This is a genomic window from Pseudomonas sp. GLN_2 (genome assembly GCF_043106005.1).
GTDB classification, from domain to species: domain Bacteria; phylum Pseudomonadota; class Gammaproteobacteria; order Pseudomonadales; family Pseudomonadaceae; genus Aquipseudomonas; species Aquipseudomonas alloputida.
Window position 1 is genome coordinate 24,492 of the sequence record NZ_JBICMC010000057.1, and the last position, 24,022, is coordinate 48,513.

The following is a 24,022-nucleotide window of genomic DNA, read 5'->3' on the forward strand; positions in this document are numbered from 1 at the left end:
AATGAGCGGCAAGCCCCCTGCAATATTCCTGATGGGTCCGACGGCGGCCGGCAAGACCGATCTTGCCATCGAACTGACCACGGTGCTGCCGTGTGAACTGATCAGCGTCGATTCGGCACTTGTGTACCGTGGCATGGATATCGGTTCGGCCAAGCCGTCGAAAGAAATCCTCGCTGCTCACCCGCACCGGCTGATCGACATTCGCGACCCGGCCCAGAGCTATTCCGCCGCGCAGTTCCGTGCCGACGCGCTGGAGGCCATGGCCGAGATCACCGCGCGCGGCAAGATCCCGCTGCTGGTCGGCGGCACCATGCTCTATTACAAGGCGTTGATCGATGGCCTGGCCGATATGCCGGCCGCCGATGCGACGGTGCGCGCCGAGCTGGAAGCGCAGGCTGAAGCCCTGGGCCTGGCCGAGCTGCACCGCCAGTTGGCCGAAGTGGACCCGGAGTCCGCGGCACGTATCCACCCCAATGACCCGCAGCGGCTGATCCGGGCCTTGGAGGTATACCGGGTGAGCGGCGAGAGCATGACAGCTCATCGTCGGCGTCAATTCGCGGAAAGTCGCGGCGCAGACGCAGGCGCCGGCGGACATTTGCCCTATACTGTCGCCAGTTTGGCGATTGCTCCTACAGATCGTCACATTTTGCATCAGCGAATTGCGTTACGATTTTCGCAGATGCTGGAACAGGGCTTCGTTGACGAGGTCCGATCGCTGCGAGCCAGAAGTGACTTGCACGCCGGGCTGCCGTCTATACGGGCAGTGGGGTATCGGCAAGTCTGGGATTACCTGGATGGCAAGCTGACTGAGAATGAGATGCGTGAACGCGGTATCATCGCTACCCGGCAGCTGGCCAAGCGGCAGTTCACCTGGTTGCGTGGCTGGCCTGACGTGCACTGGCTTGACAGCCTGGCCTGCGACAATCTGTCCCGCACCTTGAAATACCTTGGGGCCATCTCCATATTGAGCTGAGTCCCTGCTGATTGCCGTCTATTCTTGCGAAGGGGCGGCCTAATTTATCGATTTTATTGATTTTCTATTATTTATCCTTACAGGAGTGCGGCATATGTCAAAAGGGCATTCGCTACAAGACCCTTACTTGAACACCTTGAGAAAAGAAAAGGTCCCGGTGTCCATTTACCTGGTCAACGGTATCAAACTGCAGGGCTCGATCGAATCGTTCGACCAGTTCGTGGTATTGCTGAAGAACACCGTCAGCCAGATGGTCTACAAGCACGCCATCTCGACCGTAGTTCCGGCCCGTCCAGTCCGCCTGCCAAGCCCGACCGACAGCGAGCACGGCGACAGCGAGCCAGGCAACGCCTGATAGGAGCCTGCATTGTTCTTTGAGCGCCACGGTGGTGGTGAGCGGGCGTTGCTCGTTCACTTAGAAGGTCAGAACCCTGAGGCGCGCGAAGACCCGCAGGAGTTTCAGGAGTTGGCATTGTCGGCCGGTGCCGACATCGTCTCGCTGGTCACGGTGACAAGGCATCAGCCTTCCGCCAAATACCTGATTGGCAGTGGCAAGGTCGAAGAGCTGCACGATCTGGTCCATGCCGAACAGGTAGACCTGGTGATTTTCAATCACACCCTCACGCCCAGTCAGGAGCGCAACCTTGAACGTGTGTTCGAGTGTCGTGTGCTCGACCGTACCGGGCTGATCCTCGATATCTTCGCCCAACGGGCGCGTACCCATGAAGGCAAGCTGCAGGTCGAACTGGCCCAGCTGGAGCACATGAGCACGCGGCTGGTGCGCGGCTGGACTCACCTTGAGCGACAAAAAGGTGGTATCGGCCTGCGCGGCCCGGGTGAAACCCAGCTGGAAACCGACCGCCGCCTGTTGCGGGTGCGTATACGCCAGATCAAGTCACGCCTGGAGAAAGTGCGCAGCCAGCGTGAGCAGGCGCGTCGCGGGCGCAAGCGCGCGGATATCCCCTCGGTGTCGCTGGTGGGTTATACCAACGCCGGCAAGTCCACGCTGTTCAACGCCCTGACCGAATCCGAGGTGTATGCCGCGGACCAGTTGTTCGCCACCCTCGACCCGACCCTGCGCCGGCTCGAGCTCAACGACCTGGGGCCGATCGTGCTGGCCGATACCGTAGGCTTCATTCGCCACCTGCCGCACAAGCTGGTCGAGGCATTTCGGGCTACGCTCGAAGAGTCGAGCAACTCCGACCTGTTGCTGCATGTGATCGACGCCCATGAGCCAGAGCGCATGGAGCAGATCGAGCAGGTGCTGGCGGTGTTGGGCGAGATTGGTGCCGAGGGGTTGCCGATCCTGGAGGTGTACAACAAACTCGACTTGCTCGAAGATGTCGAACCACAGATCCAGCGCAATGCCGATGGCAAGCCGGAACGGGTCTGGGTATCGGCACGCGATGGGCGTGGCCTGGAGCTGGTTGGCCAGGCGGTTGCCGAGTTGCTGGGGGATGATCTGTTTGTCGGTACCCTGTGCCTGGAGCAGCGTTTTGCCCGCTTGCGCGCGCAATTCTTTGCCTTGGGTGCCGTGCAGAGTGAAGAGCATGATGAAGAAGGGCGCAGCCTGCTGAGCGTGCGACTGCCCATGGTCGAACTGAATCGCCTGGTCAGCCGCGAAGGCATGGAGCCGCAAGTGTTTGTCCAGCAACACACTTTGCAATAAATGCTCGTCGAGGTCGCCGGGCAGCAGTGACAGGCATTCTGTAGCATTGGACGGCGCGCCGTGGGCGCGTCTTTGCTTTATCAGATGGAGAGCGCTATGGCTTGGAACGAGCCGGGTGGCAACTCGAACAATCAGGATCCCTGGGGCGGCCGCCGCGGTGGCGGTGGCGGCGGTGGTGACAAGAAAGGTCCACCGGATCTGGACGAGGCCTTCCGCAAACTGCAGGACAGCCTGAATGGCATGTTCGGCGGCAGCAAGAAACGTGGCGGCGGTGATCGCAATGTCGGCAAGGGCGGTGGCCTGGGCCTGCTGGGCATCGGCCTGGCGGTGCTGGCTGCAATCTGGCTGTACAGCGCCGTGTATGTGGTCGACGAGCAGGAGCAGGCGGTTGTGCTGCGCTTCGGCAAGTACTATGAGACGGTCGGTCCCGGCCTGAACATCTACTTCCCGCCGATTGATCGCAAGTACATGGAAAACGTCACGCGTGAGCGTGCCTACACCAAGCAGGGCCAGATGCTGACCGAAGACGAGAACATCGTCGAGGTGCCGCTGACCGTCCAGTACAAGATCAGCAACCTGCAGGACTTCGTGCTCAACGTCGACCAGCCTGAGGTGAGCTTGCAGCACGCGACCGACAGCGCCCTGCGCCACGTGGTGGGTTCCACTTCGATGGACCAGGTGTTGACCGAGGGTCGTGAGCAGATGGCCGTGGATATCCGCGAACGCCTGCAGCGCTTCCTCGACAACTACCGCACCGGTATCACCGTTACCCAGGTCAACGTACAGAGCGCGGCAGCCCCGCGTGAAGTGCAGGAAGCCTTCGACGACGTGATCCGCGCCCGCGAAGACGAGCAGCGTGCCCGCAACCAGGCCGAGTCCTATGCCAATGGCGTGGTGCCGGAAGCCCGTGGTCAGGCCCAGCGCATCATCGAGGATGCCAATGGTTACCGCGACGAAGTCATTGCCCGCGCCAAGGGTGAGGCAGACCGCTTCACCAAGCTGCTTGCCGAGTACCGCAAGGCACCTGACGTAACCCGTGAGCGTCTGTATCTGGAGACCATGCAAGAGGTCTACAGCAACTCGAGCAAGGTCATGGTGGCAACCAAGGACGGGCAGAGCAACCTGCTCTACCTGCCGCTGGACAAGATGGTCGAAGGCAGCCGCAAGCCGTCCGTGCCAACCACCAGCGCGTCGCCATCGGCTAACGATGCGGCCGCTCGTGCCGCGCAGGACATGCAACAGCAACAGCAGCCGCTGCGTACTAGGGAGAGCCGCTGATGAGCAATAGATCGCTGATCGCCCTGATCGCCGCCGTGGTCCTGGCCATTGTGGCCTGGAACAGCTTCTACATCGTGTCCCAGACCGAGCGGGCGGTACTGCTGCGTTTCGGTAAGGTGGTCCAGGCGGATGTTCAGCCAGGCCTGCACGTGAAGATTCCGTACGTGAACCAGGTGCGCAGGTTCGACGCCCGGCTGATGACACTCGACGCGCCTACCCAGCGGTTCCTGACCCTGGAGAAGAAAGCGGTGATGGTCGACGCCTACGCCAAGTGGCGCGTCAAGGACGCTGAACGCTTCTACACCGCCACGTCCGGCATGAAGCAGATCGCCGACGAGCGTCTGTCGCGTCGTCTGGAAAGTGGCCTGCGCGACCAGTTCGGTAAACGTACCCTGCACGAAGTGGTTTCCGGTGAACGTGATGCACTGATGGCTGACATCACTGCATCGCTGAACCGCATGGCGAGCAAGGAACTGGGCATCGAGGTGGTCGACGTGCGCGTCAAGGCCATCGACCTGCCGAAGGAAGTCAACCGCAGCGTGTTCGACCGCATGAGCACCGAGCGTGAGCGTGAAGCCCGCGAGCACCGTGCCAAGGGTAACGAGCTGGCTGAGGGTATCCGTGCCGATGCCGACCGTCAGCGCCGTGTGCTGCTGGCCGAGGCTTATCGCGAAGCAGAAGAAACCCGTGGTGATGGTGATGCCCAAGCGGCCGCTATCTATGCCAAGGCTTACAGCCAGGACGCTGATTTCTATGCGTTCCACCGTAGTCTGCAGGCATACCGCGAGAGCTTCTCGAGCAAGAGCGACGTGATGGTCCTGGACCCGAAGAACGAATTCTTCCGTTACCTGGACAAGAGCAGGCCGTGATGCTCAGGCCCTGATTTTCATGCAGCGGCCCCCCGCCTGGCAGCTAATGCACCAGGCGGGGTGCATCCTGAATGAAAAGGGGTGTATGATGAGGCAGCCGGGAAATTTCCCGGCTTTTTTGCGTCTGCAAGGTTGATTGGCTCAGCGCCGGTTGACGGTTTGGTCAGCTCGCAAGGCAATTTGAGGGTGTCGGGTACGGTGGCTGCGCTGGGATCAGTGCTGCCCGCTGCTGTGCGCGATACCGGCTTTTCTGACGGTTTGCCCGCTGGCAAGCCGCCCGGACCAGAGGGGAAATGGCGTAATGGCAACGGTAGACCGCTGGCTGCTGCCAGATGGCATCGAGGAAGTACTGCCACCTGAGGCTGCGCGCATCGAGATCGCGCGCCGCCAGGTGTTGGACCTGTTCCAGAGTTGGGGCTACGAACTGGTCGTCACCCCGCATATCGAGTACCTGGAGTCGCTGCTTACCGGCGCCGGCCAGGACCTGGATCAGCGCACCTTCAAGGTAGTGGACCCGCAGTCCGGCCGCCTGATGGGCTTCCGCGCCGACTTCACCCCGCAGGTAGCGCGTATCGATGCGCACACACTGCGCCGTGAGGGCCCGAGCCGCCTGTGCTATGCCGGCAGCGTGCTGCACGCCCAGCCGCGTGCCCTGTCCACCTCGCGCAGCCCGATCCAGCTGGGTGCCGAACTGTACGGCGATGCCAGCCCTACCAGCGACGTCGAAGTCATCAGCCTGATGCTCGCCACGCTGCAACTGGCCGATGTGCCGGATGTGCACATGGACCTGGGCCACGTCGGTATTTACCGCGGCCTGGCCCGTGCCGCCGGCCTGTCCGGCGCGGTCGAACAGCAGCTGTTCGACGCCATGCAACGCAAGGCTGTCGATGAAGTGCAGGCGCTGACCGCCGACCTGCCGAAAGACCTGGGCAGCATGCTGCGCGCCCTGGTCGAGCTGTGCGGTGGTCGTGAAGTACTGGCTGAAGCCCGCGTGCGCCTCGGTCGCGCCCCGGCCAGCGTGCTGGCGGCGCTGGACGACCTGCTGGCGATCGCTGATCGCCTGGCGTCGCGCTACCCGGACCTGCCGCTGTACTTCGACCTCGGCGAGCTGCGTGGCTACCACTACCACACGGGCGTGGTGTTCGCCGTGTTCGTGCCAGGCGAAGGCCAATCGATCGCCCAGGGCGGGCGCTACGACGATATCGGCGCCGACTTTGGCCGGGCGCGCCCGGCCACTGGTTTCTCCACGGATTTGAAGACCCTGGTCACACTGGGGCGAGCGGAGGTCGTATTGCCAACTGGCGGCATCTGGATGCCGGACAGTGGCGATGCGGCCCTCTGGCAGCAAGTCTGCCAGTTGCGCAACGAGGGCCAGCGTGTGGTTCAGGCTCTGCCTGGCCAGCCGTTGAGTGCTGCTCTCGAGGCGGATTGTGATCGGCAATTGATTCAGCAAGACGGGCGCTGGCAGGTTCTGCCGCTGACCCAGTGAGTTTCTGCGTCGGCGACAGGCCGGCAACCAAGTTTGCGTGAATGAGGACCAATGTAATGGGTAAGAATGTCGTCGTCCTGGGCACCCAGTGGGGTGATGAGGGCAAAGGCAAGATCGTCGATCTGCTGACCGAACATGCTGCCGCCGTAGTGCGCTACCAGGGTGGCCACAATGCGGGTCACACCCTGGTGATCAACGGTGAAAAGACCGTTCTGCACCTGATTCCGTCCGGCATCCTGCGTGAAGGCGTACAGTGCCTGATCGGTAACGGCGTGGTCGTTGCCCCGGATGCACTGATGCGTGAAATCACCAAGCTGGAAGAGAAAGGCGTACCGGTGCGCGAGCGCCTGCGCATTTCCCCGGCTGCGCCGCTGATCCTGTCGTACCATGTGGCCCTGGATCAGGCCCGCGAAAAAGCCCGTGGCGAAGCCAAGATCGGCACCACCGGCCGTGGTATCGGCCCAGCTTACGAAGACAAGGTGGCACGTCGCGGCCTGCGCGTGGGTGATCTGTTCCACCGCGAGCGTTTCGCAGCCAAGCTGGGTGAGCTGCTGGATTACCACAACTTCCAGCTGGTGAACTACTACAAAGAGCCAGCCATCGACTTCCAGCAGACGCTGGACGAGTGCATGGCTTACGCCGAACAGCTCAAGCCGATGATGCTCGACGTCACCGCCGAGCTGCACAACCTGCGTCGCGCCGGCAAGGACATCATGTTCGAGGGTGCCCAGGGCTCGCTGCTGGACATCGACCACGGCACCTACCCGTACGTCACCAGCTCCAACACCACGGCTGGCGGTATTTCCACCGGTTCCGGCGTCGGCCCGATGTACCTCGACTACATCCTCGGCATCACCAAGGCCTACACCACTCGCGTAGGTTCCGGTCCGTTCCCGACCGAACTGTTCGACGAGACTGGTGCTACCCTGGCCAAGCGTGGCCACGAGTTCGGCTCCACCACCGGCCGTGCCCGTCGTTGCGGCTGGTTCGATGCCGTGATTCTGCGTCGCGCCATCGACGTCAACAGCATCTCGGGCATCTGCCTGACCAAGCTGGACGTACTGGACGGCCTGGAAACCATCAACATCTGCGTTGGCTACAAGAACGAGAACGGTGCCGTCATCGACGCGCCTTCCGATGCCGACAGCTACATTGGCCTGGAGCCGGTGTACGAAGAGATGCCAGGCTGGAGCGAGTCGACTCTGGGTGTGAAAACCTTGGAAGAGCTGCCGCAAGCTGCGCGTGATTACATCAAGCGTATCGAAGAGCTGGTTGGCGCTCCGATCGACATCATTTCGACCGGCCCGGACCGCAACGAGACCATCGTGCTGCGTCATCCGTTCGCCTGATCTGCCCTCCAGGCTGATCTGACGCCGTGGCCCTGATAAGGGCCGCGGCGTTTTCATTTGTGGGTATGCCGGCGCTGGCCAATCCACCGGTAATCCACCATTGCCGCCGCTACCGTATTCGCGGGTAAACCCGCTCCTACACTGATTGGGTGTGGGCACACAACGGTGGTTGGGCACAGGCCGTTGTAGGCGCGGGTTTACCCGCGAATGGGCCTGCACACGAAAACCCTTTGCTAGACCTTGGCGCATTTCCCTGCTGCCTACGGCACAACCCTTGCTGTAAGAAGTTTCTGTAGATGCCATCAAAATAGTGGCGCCAGAAAACACGAGGGTTACACCGTGTCTGCCATCCTCTCACTGTTACGAAGCCGCCTCTTGCGGCCTGTGTTTGTTGCCCTTGGTATCGCTCTTTTGGTGCAGGTGCTGGTTGCCGTTGCGCTCACCCGAAGCACAGTCACCGCCCTGGAGGCTGAACTTGGCGAGCGACTGGGTAATGACAGTCGCCAACTCGCAAGCGATCTGGAGCAAGCCGGGCAAGATGTGCGCTCTGGGCTCGACGGCCTGTCCAGCAGTACCCGCCAGCGCCTGAGCGCAGGGTTGTCGGAGCGCCTGCAAAGCGAACAGCAGCAACTGCGCAGCACCCTGGAAAAGAACCTCAAGGACTCCGCCAACGACATGGCCGAACTGCTGGCTTCGGTTGCCCCGCGGGCGATCTGGGACAACGATGTGCCAGTGCTCTCCGACTTTGCCCGGCGTGCCCAGCGCAACCCCAACGTGCTGTTCGTGGTTTACGACGATGCACAGGGCCAGCACCTGACCCGGTACCTGAACCGGCAAAATCCGATCAACCAGGCTTTGATGGACAAGGGCCAGGGCGAGCGTGCGCTGGACAAGGTGATCAATGCCGCCCGACACGACCCGGCGGTGTACTTTGTCGAAGCTTCGATCAACCCCAATGGCGCAGAAATCGGCAAGGTGGTGATGGGGGTTTCCACGGCGGGCATCGACCAGGAGCTCAAGGCCTTGGACCAGCGCTTCGCGGCGCTGATTGCCAGCGGTGAGCAACTGGTTGGCGACAGCCTGGTGGGGGCCGCAGCCGACAGCGGCAAAACCCTGCGTGAGCGCCTGGAGAAGGCGCAGGGCAGTGCTGCTGCCATGCAGGCCAATACCGCGCAAACCGTGCGCGATGCTGCTGCAGAGCTGCGCTGGCGTATCGGTCTGGGCCTGGTGCTGGTCGGCCTCGGGGTGCTGGTAGTGGTGGCTTTGGTGCTAGGCCGCCGGGTACTGAGCAAGCTGCGCCTGTTGATTGCCGCGCTCGATGACTTGGCGGCCGGCGAAGGTGACTTGACCAAGCGCGTGCCGCTCGACAGCCGAGATGAAATCGGCGACATGGCCTCAGCAGTGAACCGCTTTGTCGACAAGTTGCAGCCTATTGTGCGCGAGGCGGGTGAAGTGGCGCAGCGCACTGGTGTCGAGATTGGCGCGATGGCCCAGCGTAATGCCGGTGCCGATGCTGCCGCCGCGTTGCAGCGCGACGAAGTAGCGGCGAGCCTGCGCGACCTGTCGAGCATGGCTGATGAAGCACAAGCCGAAAGTCATGCGATGCAGGCGGCGTTGCAGCAAGTGGTGGATATCCGCCAGGCGACCGATGAAAACAGCCGCACCTCGACCCAGCTTGCCGGTTTGATCGAGAACCTGGCTGGGCAGGTGGATGCCGGCTCCCAGGTGATCGAGCGCCTGGCCAAGCAGAGCGAGCAGATCGAAGTGGTGCTGACGGTGATTCACGGGATTGCCGAACAGACCAACCTGCTGGCCCTGAACGCTGCCATTGAGGCAGCCCGTGCGGGTGAAACCGGGCGTGGTTTTGCCGTGGTGGCCGATGAGGTACGGGCACTGGCGAGCAAGACGCAGAGCTCCACCGGGGATATCCAGGCCCATATCGCTGCGCTGCAGAAGGGCGCCAAGGAAGCCGTGGCCACCATCAGCCAGGCCGGGCTCAAGGCCAGTGAAGGGTTGCTGGTGCTGCGTGACAACGAACGCCGCCAGCAGTCGGTGCAGGCGGCCGTGGAGCAGGTGCACGCGGCCATTGGTTTGGCGACTCGCGCTGCCGAACAACAGGCCCATGGCGCTCAGGCGGTGCGGGGGCGGGTGGAGAACATCCATGCCCAGGCCGAACGCTCGGCTGAGGTGGTGATGCAGACCACGGCCAGTAGCAAGGTGCTGGATGATCTGGCGGCTCAGCTGCGCGCCAGCCTGGGCCAGTTCCGGGCCTGAATCCTGCGCGGTCCTTTGTGGGCCTTGTGTCGCGAAAGGGCTGCATAGCAGCCCCAGGTTTGTTGCATAAACGCGGAAATTGCCGGGGCCGCTATGCGGCCCTTTCGCGACACAAGGCCGCTCCCACACCTGAGCGGTGTTGCTATGCTGTCGGCGACACATGGCAAAAGGAGTTGCTCATGTCCGCCCAGCTAATCGCCGCCCAGGCCGACCTGAATTTCCTGCACAGTGACAGCGTACGGCTCACTGACCCGATGACCGCCCTGCAAGCCTACTGCGCCATGACCTCGGACGTCCCCGGCTGGCTGGCCCGGGCCTTCCGCATTCGCGACTTCATCTCACGCCGTTTCAATGTCGCCGATATCCACGGCTTCTCTCGCGGCGATCCAACGCATGTGCCAGCCGTCGGTGAGCGCCTGGACTTCTTCACTGTCGAGGCCATCAGCGACCAGCAACTGGTCCTGACCTCGCGTGATACGCACCTGGCTGTAATGGTGAGTGTGGATCTAGATGATCAGGGGGAGGGGGGTCAGCGCTTGGGCGTGACCACCTCGGTGCAGTGCTTCAACACCTTCGGCCGGCTTTACATGTTGCCGGTCGGCAAGGCCCATGGGCCAATTGTGCGGCGCATGCTGCGTAACATCTGATGGCCTGATCACCGGCGAGCCCCCACAGGTACAGCGCAGGCCCTGAGACCAGTGCTGTACCTGAGGGCAAACCCGCGAAGAAGTTCATGCCTTGTTCAGATACATCCGCGTAGTCAGCAAGTAAACCGGCAACCCCGACACCACGATCAGCAGCGCCGCATACGGCGCCGCCGCCGCGAACTCGACATTGGCCGTATGCGCCCACACTTCGGTGGCCAGGGTGGTCATGCCGGTCGGGCTGAGCAGCAGGGTAGCCGTCAGCTCCTTCATGGCATCCAGGAACACCAGTGCAAAGGCCGCTGCCATGGCCGGGAAGATGATCGGCAAGGTCACCCGGCAGAACGCGGCAAAGCTGCTCGCGCCTAGCGTGCGTGCGGCTTCTTCCAGCGTCGGTGAAGCCTTGTTCAGCGCGGTGCGCACCGGTGATTGCGCCAACGGCAGGAACAGCAGCGCATAGGCCAACAGCAGCAAGGCCGTGGTCTGGTACAGCGCCGGCACGTAGTGCAGGGCGAAGAACACCAGGGTCAGGGCAATCACCAGGCCGGGCAGGGCGTGCAGGAGGTAGGGCAGACGCTCAGCCCAAATCGCCAGGCGGCCTTTGTAGCGCACCACCAAAAAGCTGATAGGCAGAGCCAGCAGCACACAGAAGCCGGCACCGCCCAGCGACACCGACAGCGAGGTGAACAACGCCTTCGAGATGGCCGCCACCGGGAATGCCGCCGACGAACCCACGCTCAGCCAGTAACCGAGCATCGCCAGCGGAATGCCGCTGCCCAGCACCGCCAGGCCCACGCAGAACAGTTGCGCCAGCACCGCCCAGCCGCGCAGCCGCACCGGTTGCGCACGGCGCGCTACGCCCTGGCCGATGCGTACATGGCGGGCTTTGCCGCGCACCCGCAGTTCCAGCCACAGCATTGCCAGGCACATCGCCAGCAGCACGGCAGACAGCATGGCCGCGTTGGCGTTGCTGAACTCCAGTTCGAACTGCTGGTAGATCGCCGTGGTAAAGGTTTGCAGGCCGAGGATCGACAATGCGCCAAACTCTACCAGCATATGCAGGGCAATCAGTAGCGCACCGCCGAGCATCGACGGCCACAGCAGCGGCAGGGTGACTTTGCTGAACACCCCCCAGCGGCTGCAACCCAGGGTGCGTGCCGACTCCTCCAGCGACGTGTCGAGGTTGCGCAGGGTCGCGGCAACGGGCAGGAACACCAGCGGGTATTTGGACAGGGCCATGACCATGATCGCGCCGCCCAGGCCTTCAAAGTCCGAACTTAGCGACACCCAGGTGAAGCTGCTGACGAACGACGGCACGGCGAATGGCAGGCACAGCACCACGCCCCACAACCGGCGGCCGGCCAGGTTGCTGCGCTCCAGCAGCCAGGCCAGTGCCAGGCCGACCACCATGCAGGTCAGCGTCACCCCGACCATCAGCATCAGGGTGTTGCGCATCAGCCCCCAGACAAAGGGCCGCCACAGCAGGTGCAAGGCTTCGCGCCAGCCGGCCTCCCAGGCTTTGATGGCGACATAAGCCAGTGGCAGCAAGCTCATTGCCACTAGGAACAGCACAGGCAGCACTACCCAGATGGAAGGGCGCTTGCGGCGCGGTACGAAGCGTACCGGCACCGGTTCGGACAGGGCGGCAGTCATCAGAGCAGGCCGACCTCACGCTCAAGCTCGATGGCTTCCTCGGCATTGCCCAGGTCAGCTGGCGAGATCTTCGGCGGGCGCAGTTCGTCGAACGGCTTCAGGCCGCGGTCAGAAACCATGCCCTTGTGCAGCGGGTACTCGGCGGTGGTCTGGGTGATCACGCGCTGGCCTTCTTCGCTGGCCATCCAGTTGAGCAGGGCCTGGGCTTCTTTCGGGTGTTTGCTGGCCTTGACCACGCCTGCGCCGGAGATAGTGACCAGGTTGCCAGCATCGCCGTCGGCCAGGTAATAGAGCTTGGTGTCCAGCTTGCCGCGTTCGCGTTCAAGCGCGTACCAGTAGTAGTTGTTCACCAGTACCGCAGCCACTTCACCTTTTTCCACGGCTTTGAGGGCGACCATGTTGTTGGTGTAGGTCTTGCCGAAGGCTTTCAGGCCGGTCAACCATTCCTCGGTGGCTTCACGCCCGTGCATCTTCAGAATGGCCACGGCCTGCTCCTGGAACGCACCGCTGGTAGGGACGTAGCCGACGCGGCCTTCCCACTCAGGGTTGGCGAAGTCCATCACCGTGGTTGGCAGGTCTTTCTCGTCGACTTTCTTCGGGTTGTACACCACGATGCGCGTACGGGCGGTGATACCCATCCAGGTGCCGTTGGCGCCAACGTACTCCTTGGGCATCATGTTCAACGTGGCGTCGTCAATCTTGGCCAGCAGGCCCAGCTCGCCCAGGTTGTTCAGGGGCGGGGACTCTTCGGTATAGATGATGTCGGCTGGCGAACGGTCGCCTTCCTCGATGATCTGGCTGGCCAGCTGGTTGCTGCTGCCTTTGCGAATGTCGATGTGAATGCCGGTCTTGGCCTCATAGGCCTTGGCAATGGCTTCGCCGATTTCCTTGTGCTGACCGTTGTACATGGTCAGCGTGACCGGTGCGTCTGCCATGGCGGCCGGAGCGCCGATGACCAGGCTCAGCACTGCGGCGGCCAGGGTACGCATCAGCGGTTGCGGGCGGATCGTCATGCGGGTACTTCCTCGCTTACGGCTACATATTTGGAAACAATGGTAAACGAAATTGTTTCTCAAGTGGCCGGGTGACGAGAAATTCATGGTCAGACCATGGTGCAAGGGGGGGGGGCTGGGCGTGTGTTGCCTGTACGGGCCTCTTCGCGGGTGAACCCGCTCCTACGACGTGCGCGTATCGTGGGAGGGGGTACAAAAAACGCAGGCAAGAAAAAACCCACTAGCAAGCTAGTGGGTTTTTGTATGGTGCCCAGGAGAAGACTCGAACTTCCACGACCTTGCGGTCACTGATACCTGAAACCAGCGCGTCTACCAATTCCGCCACCTGGGCAAAGCTTTACATCATCTGTAGAAGGCGACTATCGTTCGCTTTCACACAGTAGTAACAGATCCTTGGTCATCTGCTACTTGAAAATACTTGGTGCCCAGGAGAAGACTCGAACTTCCACGACCTTGCGGTCACTGATACCTGAAACCAGCGCGTCTACCAATTCCGCCACCTGGGCACACATTCGAGGTTACTTGATGCTTTACAGCGTCGTTCATCTCTACTACAACTTCGGGGTTGTCCGTCGTTGTGGTGCGCACTATACGGACGCTCCCCAAGGCTGTAAAGCCCCCAATCGAAAAAAAATTCAAAAAATTCAACTTGTTGATTCCACAAGCCTATTTCTGCTGTTTATGCACTGCAGCGGGGGCTGTCCAAGGCAGACATTTCCGGTTTCAATACGCCTATGCCAGAATTCATATCTATATACCCCAAGGTGAACCCCTTCTGATGGCCGATTGGCAATCCCTCGATCCCGAGGCCGCTCGCGAAGCGGAAAAATACGACAACCCCATTCCCAGCCGTGAGCTGATCCTGCAGCGTCTCGCCGACCGAGGCGAACCTGCTGCCCGCGAGGAGCTGGCAAAAGAGTTCGGTCTGTATGAAGAAGACCAGATCGAAGCCCTGCGCCGCCGCCTGCGTGCCATGGAGCGCGATGGCCAGCTTATCTATACCCGGCGCGGCACTTATGCCCCGGTAGACAAGCTGGACCTGATCTGCGGTCGCGTCTCCGGCCACCGCGACGGCTTCGGCTTCCTTATTCCCGATGACGGCAGCGAAGACCTGTTCCTAAGCCCGTCGCAGATGCGACTGGTGTTCGACGGCGACCGTGGCCTGGCCCGCGTCTCCGGTGTCGACCGCCGTGGCCGCCGTGAGGGCGTGCTGGTCGAAGTCATCTCCCGTGCCCACGAAAGCGTGGTCGGCCGCTATTTCGAAGAAGGCGGCATCGGTTACGTAACCCCGGACAACCCGAAGATCCAGCAGGAAGTGCTGGTGACCGCCGGGCGCAACGGCGGTGCCAAGATCGGCCAGTTCGTCGAGATCAAGATCACCCACTGGCCAACGCCGCGCTTCCAGCCGCAAGGCGATGTGGTCGAGGTCATCGGCAACTACATGGCGCCGGGCATGGAAATCGACGTTGCCCTGCGCAGCTACGACATTCCGCACGTCTGGCCCAATGATGTGGTCAAGGAGGCACGCAAGTTCCGCTCCGAAGTCGAGGAGAAGGACAAAGAGAAGCGTGTCGACCTGCGCCATCTGCCGTTCGTCACCATCGACGGTGAAGACGCCCGCGACTTCGACGATGCCGTTTATTGCGAACCGCTGGGCAAGCTGCGTCTGTTCTCCGGTGGCTGGCGCCTGTACGTGGCCATCGCTGACGTGTCCAGCTACGTGCGTCTGGGCTCTGCCCTGGATGTCGAAGCCCAGCAGCGCGGCAACTCGGTTTACTTCCCCGAGCGCGTGGTGCCGATGCTCCCAGAAGAGCTGTCCAACGGCCTGTGCTCGCTGAACCCGCATGTCGACCGGTTGGCCATGGTCTGTGAAATGACCATGAACAAAGCCGGCCAGATGGTCGACTACCAGTTCTACGAAGGCGTGATCCACTCCCATGCCCGCCTGACCTACAACAAGGTCAGCAGCATGCTCGAGCACTCGCGTACCCGTGAGGGCAAGGCGCTGCGCGAGGAATACAAGGAAGTCGTGCCCGACCTGAAGAACCTGTACAACCTGTACAAGGTGCTGGTGGAGGCGCGTCACACACGTGGCGCCATCGACTTCGAAACCCAGGAAACCCGCATCATCTTCGGCGACGAGCGCAAGATCGCCGAAATCCGCCCGACCGTGCGCAACGATGCTCACAAGCTGATCGAGGAATGCATGCTGGCGGCCAACGTGGCCACGGCCGAGTTCCTGCAGAAGCACGGCGTACCGGCCCTGTACCGCGTGCACGATGGCCCGCCGCCGGAGCGCCTGGAAAAACTGCGCGCCTTCCTCGGCGAGCTGGGCCTGAGCCTGCACAAGGGCAAGGACCCGTCACCGAAGGATTACCAGGCCCTGCTGGCGAGCATCGCCGGTCGCTCGGACTTCCACCTGATCCAGACGGTGATGCTGCGCTCGCTGAGCCAGGCCGTGTACAGCACCGAGAACAACGGCCACTTCGGCCTGAACTACGAGGCGTACACCCACTTCACCTCGCCGATCCGTCGTTACCCGGACCTGCTGGTGCATCGCGCCATTCGCAGCATCATCCGCTCCAAGGTCGATACCCCGCACGTCAAGCGTGCCGGCGCCATGAGCATCCCCAAGGCGCGTATCTACCCGTACGACGAAAACACCCTGGAGCAACTCGGCGAGCAGTGCTCGATGACCGAGCGCCGGGCCGACGAGGCCACCCGTGACGTGGTCAACTGGCTCAAGTGCGAGTTCATGAAAGATCGCGTGGGCGAGACCTTCCCGGGTGTGATCACGGCGGTGACCGGTTTCGGCCTGTTCGTCGAGCTGACCGATATCTATGTAGAGGGCCTGGTGCACGTCAGTGCGTTGCCAGGTGACTACTACCACTTCGACCCGGTACACCATCGCCTGGCTGGCGAGCGCACCGGTCGCAGCTTCCGCTTGGGCGACACCATCGAAGTCAAGGTCATGCGTGTTGATCTGGATGAGCGCAAGATCGACTTCGAAGTGTCGGAAAAGACCCTCGCCGCACCGATCGGCCGCAAGCAGCGTGGCGCCGCGCCGGTTGCCGAAAAAGCCGAGCAGCAGCCGGCAACCGAAGCGAAAGCCACGCCCAAGCCGCGCAGCCGCAAAAGCGAAGCGTCCGAAGCGTACTTCCCCAAGGATGCTGTGCAGCGAAACGCTGAAGTGCGTAAAAGCCGCGAGATGAAAAAAGCGCTGATGACCGACGCGCGCAGCAGTGCTGGCAGCAAATCGGAGAAAGGTGGCAAGCCGTCCGGCAAACCGACCAAGCACCGTAAAGGCCCGCCGAAGTCCGGCGCACCACGCAAAAACAAGAGCAATTCATGAGTCAGCTGGAAAAGATCTACGGCGTACACGCCGTGCAGGCATTGCTGCAGCACCATCCAAAGCGGGTCAAGCAGATCTGGCTGTCGGAAGGGCGCAGCGAGCCACGCCTCGAAACCTTGCTGGCGCTGGCCGCGGAAAACCGCGTGCCGGTCGGCCAGGCCGAGCGCCGTGAGATGGATGCCTGGGTCGAAGGTGTGCACCAAGGCGTTGTGGCCGAGGTCAGTCCGAGCCAGGTGTGGGGCGAGCTGATGCTCGAAGAGCTGCTTGAGCGCACAGAAACGCCGCCGCTGATCCTGGTGCTGGACGGCGTGACCGACCCGCACAACCTCGGCGCTTGTCTGCGTACCGCGGATGCGGCCGGTGCCACGGCAGTGATCGTGCCCAAGGACAAATCCGCAACGTTGACGCCGGTTGTGCGAAAGGTGGCTTGTGGTGCAGCAGAAGTCATTCCGCTGGTGGCTGTGACCAACCTGGCGCGTACGCTTGAGAAGTTGCAGCAGCGTGGCCTGTGGGTAGTGGGTACCGCTGGCGAGGCCGAGCAGGAGATCTACCAGCAAGACCTGACCGGGCCACTGGTGATGATCATGGGGGCGGAAGGCAAGGGCATGCGTCGGCTCACCCGTGAGCATTGCGACTTCCTGGTGAAGTTGCCGATGGCAGGTAGCGTCAGCAGCCTTAACGTGTCGGTGGCGACCGGGGTTTGCCTGTTCGAAGCCGTGCGTCAGCGTCAGGCCAAGCGCTGATTCTCGGCCTGTTCCGGCTTCTTCGCGGGTGAACCCGCTCCTACAGGGTGATTGCGTTCCCCTGTAGGAGCGGGTTCACCCGCGAAAGGGCCCGCAGCCTGTAAATATGTTTCAGGCTGTTCAAATATTCACCAATCACCTTGCTTGTGCGCCCCGGCTTCTCTACAATTGCGCCCCTTGCCGAGCTGGCAGGCGCTCATGTGCCTCCCCTCCGTGCAAGACATACAGTGTCATTCACTCCTTGTCTGACCAGATTCACTGGCAGACTACTAACCCGTAAGGAGCATTCATGCGTCATTACGAAATCATCTTCCTGGTTCACCCGGACCAGAGCGAACAAGTCGGCGGCATGGTTGAGCGTTACACCAAGCTGATCGAAGAAGATGGTGGCAAAATCCACCGCCTGGAAGACTGGGGCCGTCGTCAACTGGCCTACGCAATCAACAATGTTCACAAGGCTCACTACGTGATGCTGAACGTTGAGTGCACCGGCAAGGCCCTGGCCGAGCTGGAAGACAACTTCCGCTACAACGATGCCGTTATCCGTAACCTGGTCATCCGTCGCGACGAAGCCGTTACCGGCCAGTCCGAGATGCTGAAGGCTGAAGAGAACCGCAGCGAGCGCCGTGAGCGTCGCGAGCGTCCTGAGCATGCTGACTCCGCCGAAGGCGACGACAGCAATGACAGCGACTCCAGCGATAACGCTGACGAGTAATCCACGGACCTTTAGAGGAGCCTATTAAATGGCACGTTTCTTCCGTCGTCGTAAATTCTGCCGCTTCACTGCTGAAGACGTGAAAGAGATCGACTTCAAAGATCTCAACACCCTGAAAGCTTACGTATCCGAAACCGGCAAGATCGTTCCAAGCCGTATCACCGGTACCAAAGCTCGTTATCAGCGTCAGCTGGCTACCGCTATCAAGCGCGCCCGCTTCCTGGCCCTGCTGCCCTACACCGACAGCCACGGCCGCTGAGACCGGGTCGTCGACAAGCAGTAAGGGATTAGCATGCGAGCGTTAGCAAGTTTCATCATGCGCGGTCGTGTGCAGGCCACCCTGGTGGTGGTCATCAGCGCGGTACTGCCGCTGCTGTTCTGGTTGAGTGCCGCTGCCGGCAGCCTTGTGCTGCTGCGGCGTGGGTTCAAGGATGCTACATCGGTCATCGCCGGCGGCTTGCTGGCCGGGCTGGCCGTGTGGGTCATGGGCGATCCCATCACCTTTCTGGTGATTGCGGGTGCCTTGGCCCTGGCCGCCATGTTGCGTGCCGAGCATCCCTGGAGCCGGGTGTTGCTCGCCAGTGCCGTGTTCGCCGTGGCTTTCAGCCTCGTGCTTGATCTGGCGCTGGCGCAAACCTTCGATGTGCTGGCCAAGGCGTTTGCCGAAGCCATGCCGCAAATCGAAGGGCAACCGGTGCTCTCCGGTGAGCTGATCCGCCCTGTGCTGGTCGCTTCCACAGCAGTGACGGTGCAATTGTTCAGTGTGCTGGCGTTGATGCTGGCGCGCTATTGGCAGGCAGCGTTGTACAACCCTGGAGGCTTCGGTCGCGAGTTTCGCGAACTGAAGTTGCCGAAACAGACCATGGCGGTCTTGGTGGCAGTGATGGTGGTGGCGCCGTTTATCGGCCCGCAGTTCATCATCCTGGCATCGGCTTCCAGCCTGGTACTGGTGCTGGCCGGCATCGCCTTGATGCACGGGCTGGTGGCACAGGGCCGACTGGCCGGTTTCTGGCTGGTGGGGATGTACGTGACGCTACCGCTGATCATGCAGCTGATTTATCCGTTGCTGATGGTTTTGGCCATTGTCGACAGCCTGATTGATTTTCGCGGTCGCAAGTCCCCTCCGGGGAAAGACTCCGCGAACGGTGAAGGTTAAAAGTTAAGAGGTTTTACCAAATGGAACTGATCCTGCTGGAAAAAGTCGCTAACCTGGGCAACCTGGGCGACAAAGTAAAAGTTAAGGCTGGTTACGGCCGTAACTTCCTGCTGCCATTCGGCAAGGCCACCGTTGCCAACGCCGCCAACCTGGCTGCGTTCGAAGAGCGTCGTGCCGAGCTGGAAAAAGCAGCCGCTGACAAGAAAGCTTCGGCTGAAAGCCGCGCTGCCCAACTGGCCGAGCTGGAAGTGACCATCACTGCCACCGCTGGCGACGAAGGCAAGCTGTTCGGTTCGATCGGCACCCACGACATCGCTGACGCCCTGACCGCCTCCGGCGTTGAAGTGGCCAAGGCTGAAGTTCGTCTGCCGAACGGCACCATCCGTCAGGTTGGCGAATACGACGTAGCCGTGCACCTGCACAGCGACGTTGAAGCCACCGTACGCGTGGTCGTCGTAGCTGCCTAAGCTGCGCTAACTGGCTGGCTCCTTGCGAGTCAGGCGGTTAACATCGGGCACGGTCCTGTTTTTGACAGGCCGTGCCCTTTGTCTTTTTCATCCTCCAGAATTCTTTCGTGGCCATGAACGAGATCACCACCTCCGAACAGCTTGACCTGCAAACCGCAGCCCTGAAGGTACCGCCGCATTCCATCGAGGCCGAACAGGCCGTGCTCGGTGGCCTGATGCTGGACAACAATGCCTGGGAGCGGGTGCTGGACCAGGTGTCGGACGGCGATTTCTACCGGCATGACCACCGGCTGATCTTCCGCGCTGTGCACAAGTTGGCCGACGCCAACCAGCCATTCGACGTGGTGACCCTGCACGAGCAGTTGGACAAGGAAGGCCTGTCCTCGCAGATCGGCGGTTTGGCTTACCTGGCCGAGCTGGCCAAGAACACCCCTTCGGTGGCCAACATCAAGGCCTACGCCGCGATCATTCGCGAGCGGGCCACGTTGCGCCAGCTGATCAGCATCAGTACCGACATCGCCGACAACGCGTTCAACCCGCAGGGGCGCAACGCTGCCGAGATTCTCGACGATGCCGAGCGGCAGATCTTCCAGATTGCCGAGGCGCGGCCAAAAACCGGCGGCCCGGTGGGCGTCAACGAACTGTTGACCATGGCCATCGACCGCATCGATACGCTGTTCAACTCCGACAGTGACATCACCGGTATTTCCACCGGGTACACCGATCTCGACGAGAAGACCAGCGGCCTTCAGGCGGCGGACTTGATCATCGTCGCCGGCCGTCCGTCGATGGGTAAGACCACCTTCGCCATGAACCTGGTGGAAAACGCCGTACTGCGGACCGACAAGGCGGTGCTGGTGTTCTCCCTCGAGATGCCAGGTGAGTCGCTGATCATGCGTATGCTCTCGTCTCTGGGTCGTATCGACCAGACCAAGGTCCGTTCCGGCCAGCTGGATGACGACGACTGGCCGCGCCTGACCTCGGCAGTGAACCTGCTCAACGACCGGAAATTGTTCATCGACGATACGGCGGGTATCAGCCCCTCGGAAATGCGCGCACGTACCCGCCGCCTGGCCCGTGAGCATGGTGAAATCGCCATGATCATGGTCGACTACCTGCAGCTGATGCAGATTCCGGGGTCGGCCGGTGATAACCGTACCAACGAAATTTCCGAGATTTCCCGCTCGCTCAAGGCCCTGGCCAAGGAATTCAACTGCCCGGTCATTGCCCTTTCGCAGCTGAACCGCTCGCTGGAACAGCGCCCGAACAAACGCCCGGTGAACTCCGACTTGCGTGAATCCGGTGCAATCGAGCAGGACGCCGACGTGATCATGTTCGTGTACCGCGACGAGGTGTACCACCCCGAGACCGAGCACAAGGGCGTGGCGGAAATCATCATCGGCAAACAGCGTAACGGCCCCATCGGCTTCGTGCGTTTGGCGTTTATCGGCAAGTACACCCGGTTCGAGAACTTGGCGCCGGGTATGTACAACTTCGATGACGACGAATAACTCATTGCGTTAGCAGGGGCCCTTGTAGGGGCTGCTTTGCGGCCCATCGCGACGCAAGGCCGCTCCCGCATTCGTTGCAAATCGGCCAAGGCGGGCAAAGGGCAACGCGCAACGGGCAACGGGCAACCATGGCCTTGCAGGTTTGGCACGTTGCAACAAATGTGGGAGCGGCCTTGCGTCGCGATGCGCCGCGCGGGCGGCGCTCGATTTCACAGGCGCTGAAACTGCTGTGTCGTACACCTGGCGCCCTCACCACACCCACCAAACCAACCACCTGACGCCCCCCCCAACTGTCGCTCTCCTCACCAATCCCCACGAATCCAGTCGGATTTGGTCAAAATTTGTGCTATATTCCGCGCCCGCGATTTCCCTGCACACCAGAACCGGTCACTGACATGCAAGCAGCCAAACCACTCTACGACTATCCCAAGTACTGGGCCGAATGCTTCGGGCCAGCACCTTTCCTGCCAATGAGCAGGGAGGAGATGGATCTGCTCGGCTGGGATTCCTGCGACATCATCATCGTGACCGGTGATGCCTACGTCGACCATCCGTCGTTCGGCATGGCCATCATTGGCCGTCTGCTGGAGGCCCAGGGCTTCCGCGTGGGCATCATCGCCCAGCCGAACTGGCAGTCGAAAGACGACTTCATGAAGCTCGGCGAACCGAACCTGTTCTTCGGTGTGGCCGCCGGCAATATGGACTCGATGATCAACCGCTACACCGCGGACAAGAAGATCCGTTCCGACGATGCCTACACCCCGGGTGGCCTGGCTGGCAGCCGTCCGGACCGTGCCAGCCTGGTGTACAGCCAGCGCTGCAAGGAAGCCTACAAGCATGTGCCGATCGTGCTCGGCGGCATCGAGGCTTCGCTGCGCCGCATCGCCCACTACGACTACTGGCAGGACAAGGTTCGTCACTCGATCCTGATCGACGCCAGCGCCGACATCCTGCTGTTCGGCAACGCCGAGCGTGCGGTGGTCGAGGTGGCCCAGCGCCTGTCCAGCGGTGAGAAGATCGAGACCATCACCGACGTGCGCGGCACTGCCTTCGTGCGCCGCGATACCCCGCAGGGCTGGTACGAGATCGACTCCACCCGTATCGACCGCCCGGGGCGCGTCGACAAGATCATCAACCCGTACGTGAACACCCAGGACACCCAGGCCTGTGCCATCGAACAGGCCAAGGGCGACCAGGAAGACCCGAACGAAGCCAAGGTGGTGCAGATTCTCGACAGCCCGGCCGTGACCCGGGAAAAGTCGGTGATCCGCCTGCCATCGTTCGAAAAGGTGCGTAACGACCCGGTGCTGTATGCCCATGCCAACCGCGTGCTGCACCTGGAGACCAACCCGGGCAACGCCCGCGCGTTGGTGCAGAAGCACGGCGAAGTGGATGTGTGGTTCAACCCGCCACCCATCCCCATGAGCACCGAGGAAATGGACTACGTGTTCGGCATGCCTTACGCCCGTGTGCCGCACCCGGCCTATGGCAAGGAGCGCATCCCGGCCTACGAGATGATCCGTTTCTCGGTGAACATCATGCGTGGCTGCTTCGGCGGCTGTACCTTCTGCTCGATCACCGAACACGAAGGCCGCATCATCCAGAACCGCTCGCACGAGTCGATCCTGCACGAAATCGAAGAGATGCGTGACAAGGTGCCGGGCTTCACTGGCGTGGTCTCGGACCTTGGCGGGCCGACTGCCAACATGTACCGCATCGCCTGCAAAAGCCCCGAAATCGAGAAGCACTGCCGCAAGCCGTCGTGCGTATTCCCGGGTATCTGCGAAAACCTCAATACCGACCACAGCTCGTTGATCGAGCTGTACCGCAAGGCCCGTGCCTTGCCGGGTGTGAAAAAGATCCTGATTGCTTCCGGCCTGCGCTACGACCTGGCGGTGGAATCGCCGGAGTACGTCAAGGAACTGGTCACCCACCACGTTGGCGGCTACCTGAAGATTGCCCCGGAGCACACCGAGCGTGGCCCGCTGGACAAGATGATGAAGCCGGGTATCGGCACCTATGACCGCTTCAAGCGCATGTTCGAGAAATTCTCGAAAGAAGCGGGAAAGGAGCAGTACCTGATCCCGTACTTCATTGCCGCGCACCCCGGTACCACCGACGAAGACATGATGAACCTGGCCCTGTGGCTGAAGGGCAATGGGTTCCGTGCCGACCAGGTACAGGCGTTCTACCCGTCGCCAATGGCCTCGGCTACGGCCATGTACCACTCAGGCAAGAACCCGCTGCGCAAGGTGACCTACAAGAGCGAAGGGGTGGAGATCGTCAAGAGCGACGAGCAACGCCGTCTGCACAAGGCGTTCTTGCGCTACCACGACCCGAAGGGCTGGCCGATGCTGCGTGAAGCGCTGCAGCGTATGGGCCGCGCCGACCTGATCGGGCCGGGCAAGCACCAGCTGATTCCGGCGCACCAGCCGCAGACCGACAGCTACCAGAGCGCGCGCCGCAAGAACTCGACCCCGGCGGGGAGCCACAAGGTGGGCAAGGACCAGAAGATCCTGACCCAGCACACCGGCCTGCCGCCGCGTGGCAGCGATGGTAGCAAGCCGTGGGACAAGCGCGAGAAGGCCAAGGCCGAAGCGTTTGCGCGCAACCAGCAGGCGGCCAAGGAGCGCAAAGAGGCGAGCAAGGGCGGCAAGGGCAACAAGAAGCCGCGTCAGCCTGTCATTCCGCGTTAACTGATCGACTATTGGGGCTGCTTTGCAGCCCATCGCGACACAAGGCCGCTCCCACAAAAAGACCACGTCCACTTGGTATGCCGGTTCACGGCGCCAGCCCTATTCCCCGCAAGATCACGCTGGTCACCGTGTGATCGAAGAGGAGTGCGTAGGCTGCAACCTGTGCCAGAT

The 24,022-nt window shown here is 61.8% G+C and carries 18 protein-coding genes, 2 tRNA genes and 2 pseudogenes; 18 read left to right on the forward strand and 4 right to left on the reverse strand.

What is annotated here, in order from left to right; translation table 11 throughout:
- Position 1 precedes the first annotated feature (1 nt).
- The 10 genes and pseudogenes from miaA to ACF8Q6_RS14375 all read left to right on the forward strand — a co-directional run bounded on the left by miaA (position 2) and on the right by ACF8Q6_RS14375 (position 10,548).
- Positions 2-973, forward strand: coding sequence for a tRNA (adenosine(37)-N6)-dimethylallyltransferase MiaA (miaA, locus tag ACF8Q6_RS14330; protein WP_392493145.1), 972 nt, complete (start codon positions 2-4; stop codon positions 971-973).
- Between the two features lie 94 nt (positions 974-1,067).
- Entirely contained in the window at positions 1,068-1,328 is a 261-nt protein-coding gene (gene hfq / locus ACF8Q6_RS14335; RefSeq protein ID WP_003249532.1) for an RNA chaperone Hfq, read from the forward strand.
- 12 nt (positions 1,329-1,340) lie between these two features.
- A complete protein-coding gene (gene hflX, locus ACF8Q6_RS14340) occupies positions 1,341-2,642 on the forward strand; it encodes a ribosome rescue GTPase HflX (protein WP_003249534.1) in 1,302 nt (433 codons plus the stop codon).
- A 96-nt stretch (positions 2,643-2,738) separates the two neighbouring features.
- Positions 2,739-3,920, forward strand: a complete 1,182-nt coding sequence (gene hflK, locus ACF8Q6_RS14345) for an FtsH protease activity modulator HflK (protein WP_003249536.1) — start codon at positions 2,739-2,741, stop codon at positions 3,918-3,920.
- Positions 3,920-4,789: a protease modulator HflC gene (gene hflC / locus ACF8Q6_RS14350; RefSeq protein WP_003249538.1), complete on the forward strand. Its 870-nt coding sequence runs from the start codon at positions 3,920-3,922 to the stop codon at positions 4,787-4,789. Before hflK ends, hflC begins: the two co-directional genes overlap by 1 nt.
- 301 nt (positions 4,790-5,090) lie before the next feature.
- A complete protein-coding gene (locus ACF8Q6_RS14355) occupies positions 5,091-6,278 on the forward strand; it encodes an ATP phosphoribosyltransferase regulatory subunit (RefSeq protein ID WP_161774314.1) in 1,188 nt (395 codons plus the stop codon).
- A gap of 56 nt (positions 6,279-6,334) precedes the next feature.
- On the forward strand, positions 6,335-7,627 hold the full coding sequence (locus ACF8Q6_RS14360; RefSeq protein ID WP_003249542.1) for an adenylosuccinate synthase: 1,293 nt from the start codon (positions 6,335-6,337) through the stop codon (positions 7,625-7,627).
- A gap of 1,155 nt (positions 7,628-8,782) precedes the next feature.
- Positions 8,783-8,995, forward strand: a pseudogene (locus tag ACF8Q6_RS14365) (methyl-accepting chemotaxis protein); the annotation flags it as partial.
- A gap of 360 nt (positions 8,996-9,355) precedes the next feature.
- Positions 9,356-9,901, forward strand: a pseudogene (locus ACF8Q6_RS14370) (methyl-accepting chemotaxis protein); the annotation flags it as partial.
- 179 nt (positions 9,902-10,080) lie between these two features.
- Complete coding sequence (locus ACF8Q6_RS14375) at positions 10,081-10,548, forward strand: DUF2867 domain-containing protein (protein WP_392490131.1); 468 nt, start codon at positions 10,081-10,083, stop codon at positions 10,546-10,548.
- Positions 10,549-10,632: 84 nt separating this feature from the next.
- Here ACF8Q6_RS14375 and ACF8Q6_RS14380 read toward each other — a convergent pair whose 3' ends face one another.
- The 4 genes from ACF8Q6_RS14380 to ACF8Q6_RS14395 all read right to left on the reverse strand — a co-directional run bounded on the left by ACF8Q6_RS14380 (position 10,633) and on the right by ACF8Q6_RS14395 (position 13,717).
- Positions 10,633-12,198, reverse strand: a complete 1,566-nt coding sequence (locus ACF8Q6_RS14380) for an iron ABC transporter permease (protein WP_003249548.1) — start codon at positions 12,196-12,198, stop codon at positions 10,633-10,635.
- On the reverse strand, positions 12,198-13,211 hold the full coding sequence (locus tag ACF8Q6_RS14385) for an extracellular solute-binding protein (protein WP_003249550.1): 1,014 nt from the start codon (positions 13,209-13,211) through the stop codon (positions 12,198-12,200). Before ACF8Q6_RS14385 ends, ACF8Q6_RS14380 begins: the two co-directional genes overlap by 1 nt.
- 244 nt (positions 13,212-13,455) lie before the next feature.
- Positions 13,456-13,542: transfer RNA gene (locus tag ACF8Q6_RS14390), tRNA-Leu, on the reverse strand.
- Positions 13,543-13,630: 88 nt separating this feature from the next.
- Positions 13,631-13,717 (reverse strand) — tRNA-Leu (locus ACF8Q6_RS14395).
- 272 nt (positions 13,718-13,989) lie between these two features.
- On the opposite strand from ACF8Q6_RS14395, the gene rnr reads away from it, so the two are divergent.
- The 8 genes from rnr to ACF8Q6_RS14435 all read left to right on the forward strand — a co-directional run bounded on the left by rnr (position 13,990) and on the right by ACF8Q6_RS14435 (position 23,851).
- Positions 13,990-16,563 carry a ribonuclease R gene (gene rnr, locus ACF8Q6_RS14400; protein WP_392494387.1) on the forward strand — a complete coding sequence of 858 codons (2,574 nt, stop codon included), beginning with the start codon at positions 13,990-13,992 and terminating at the stop codon, positions 16,561-16,563.
- Complete coding sequence (gene rlmB / locus ACF8Q6_RS14405) at positions 16,560-17,306, forward strand: 23S rRNA (guanosine(2251)-2'-O)-methyltransferase RlmB (RefSeq protein ID WP_003249554.1); 747 nt, start codon at positions 16,560-16,562, stop codon at positions 17,304-17,306. Before rnr ends, rlmB begins: the two co-directional genes overlap by 4 nt.
- Before the next feature lie 289 nt (positions 17,307-17,595).
- Positions 17,596-18,021: a 30S ribosomal protein S6 gene (rpsF, locus tag ACF8Q6_RS14410; protein WP_003249557.1), complete on the forward strand. Its 426-nt coding sequence runs from the start codon at positions 17,596-17,598 to the stop codon at positions 18,019-18,021.
- Between the two features lie 28 nt (positions 18,022-18,049).
- Positions 18,050-18,280 (forward strand): 30S ribosomal protein S18, encoded by a 231-nt coding sequence (gene rpsR / locus ACF8Q6_RS14415; RefSeq protein WP_003249563.1) that lies wholly within the window; start codon positions 18,050-18,052, stop codon positions 18,278-18,280.
- 33 nt (positions 18,281-18,313) lie between these two features.
- On the forward strand, positions 18,314-19,177 hold the full coding sequence (locus ACF8Q6_RS14420) for a hypothetical protein (protein ID WP_012053856.1): 864 nt from the start codon (positions 18,314-18,316) through the stop codon (positions 19,175-19,177).
- Positions 19,178-19,197: 20 nt separating this feature from the next.
- Positions 19,198-19,644 (forward strand): 50S ribosomal protein L9, encoded by a 447-nt coding sequence (gene rplI, locus ACF8Q6_RS14425; RefSeq protein ID WP_003249568.1) that lies wholly within the window; start codon positions 19,198-19,200, stop codon positions 19,642-19,644.
- 113 nt (positions 19,645-19,757) lie between these two features.
- Positions 19,758-21,155 carry a replicative DNA helicase gene (gene dnaB, locus ACF8Q6_RS14430; protein WP_003249571.1) on the forward strand — a complete coding sequence of 466 codons (1,398 nt, stop codon included), beginning with the start codon at positions 19,758-19,760 and terminating at the stop codon, positions 21,153-21,155.
- A 395-nt stretch (positions 21,156-21,550) separates the two neighbouring features.
- Complete coding sequence (locus tag ACF8Q6_RS14435) at positions 21,551-23,851, forward strand: YgiQ family radical SAM protein (protein WP_012053852.1); 2,301 nt, start codon at positions 21,551-21,553, stop codon at positions 23,849-23,851.
- Positions 23,852-24,022: the final 171 nt, after the last annotated feature.

Coding starts and splice junctions, on each gene's coding strand:
- miaA (WP_392493145.1), top strand. CDS start 2: ATGAGCGGCAAGCCCCCTGCAATATTCCTGATGGGTCCGACGGCGGCC.
- hfq (WP_003249532.1), top strand. CDS start 1,068: ATGTCAAAAGGGCATTCGCTACAAGACCCTTACTTGAACACCTTGAGA.
- hflK (WP_003249536.1), top strand. CDS start 2,739: ATGGCTTGGAACGAGCCGGGTGGCAACTCGAACAATCAGGATCCCTGG.
- hflC (WP_003249538.1), top strand. CDS start 3,920: ATGAGCAATAGATCGCTGATCGCCCTGATCGCCGCCGTGGTCCTGGCC.
- ACF8Q6_RS14355 (WP_161774314.1), top strand. CDS start 5,091: ATGGCAACGGTAGACCGCTGGCTGCTGCCAGATGGCATCGAGGAAGTA.
- ACF8Q6_RS14360 (WP_003249542.1), top strand. CDS start 6,335: ATGGGTAAGAATGTCGTCGTCCTGGGCACCCAGTGGGGTGATGAGGGC.
- ACF8Q6_RS14375 (WP_392490131.1), top strand. CDS start 10,081: ATGTCCGCCCAGCTAATCGCCGCCCAGGCCGACCTGAATTTCCTGCAC.
- ACF8Q6_RS14380 (WP_003249548.1), bottom strand. CDS start 12,198: ATGACTGCCGCCCTGTCCGAACCGGTGCCGGTACGCTTCGTACCGCGC.
- ACF8Q6_RS14385 (WP_003249550.1), bottom strand. CDS start 13,211: ATGACGATCCGCCCGCAACCGCTGATGCGTACCCTGGCCGCCGCAGTG.
- rnr (WP_392494387.1), top strand. CDS start 13,990: ATGGCCGATTGGCAATCCCTCGATCCCGAGGCCGCTCGCGAAGCGGAA.
- rlmB (WP_003249554.1), top strand. CDS start 16,560: ATGAGTCAGCTGGAAAAGATCTACGGCGTACACGCCGTGCAGGCATTG.
- rpsF (WP_003249557.1), top strand. CDS start 17,596: ATGCGTCATTACGAAATCATCTTCCTGGTTCACCCGGACCAGAGCGAA.
- rpsR (WP_003249563.1), top strand. CDS start 18,050: ATGGCACGTTTCTTCCGTCGTCGTAAATTCTGCCGCTTCACTGCTGAA.
- ACF8Q6_RS14420 (WP_012053856.1), top strand. CDS start 18,314: ATGCGAGCGTTAGCAAGTTTCATCATGCGCGGTCGTGTGCAGGCCACC.
- rplI (WP_003249568.1), top strand. CDS start 19,198: ATGGAACTGATCCTGCTGGAAAAAGTCGCTAACCTGGGCAACCTGGGC.
- dnaB (WP_003249571.1), top strand. CDS start 19,758: ATGAACGAGATCACCACCTCCGAACAGCTTGACCTGCAAACCGCAGCC.
- ACF8Q6_RS14435 (WP_012053852.1), top strand. CDS start 21,551: ATGCAAGCAGCCAAACCACTCTACGACTATCCCAAGTACTGGGCCGAA.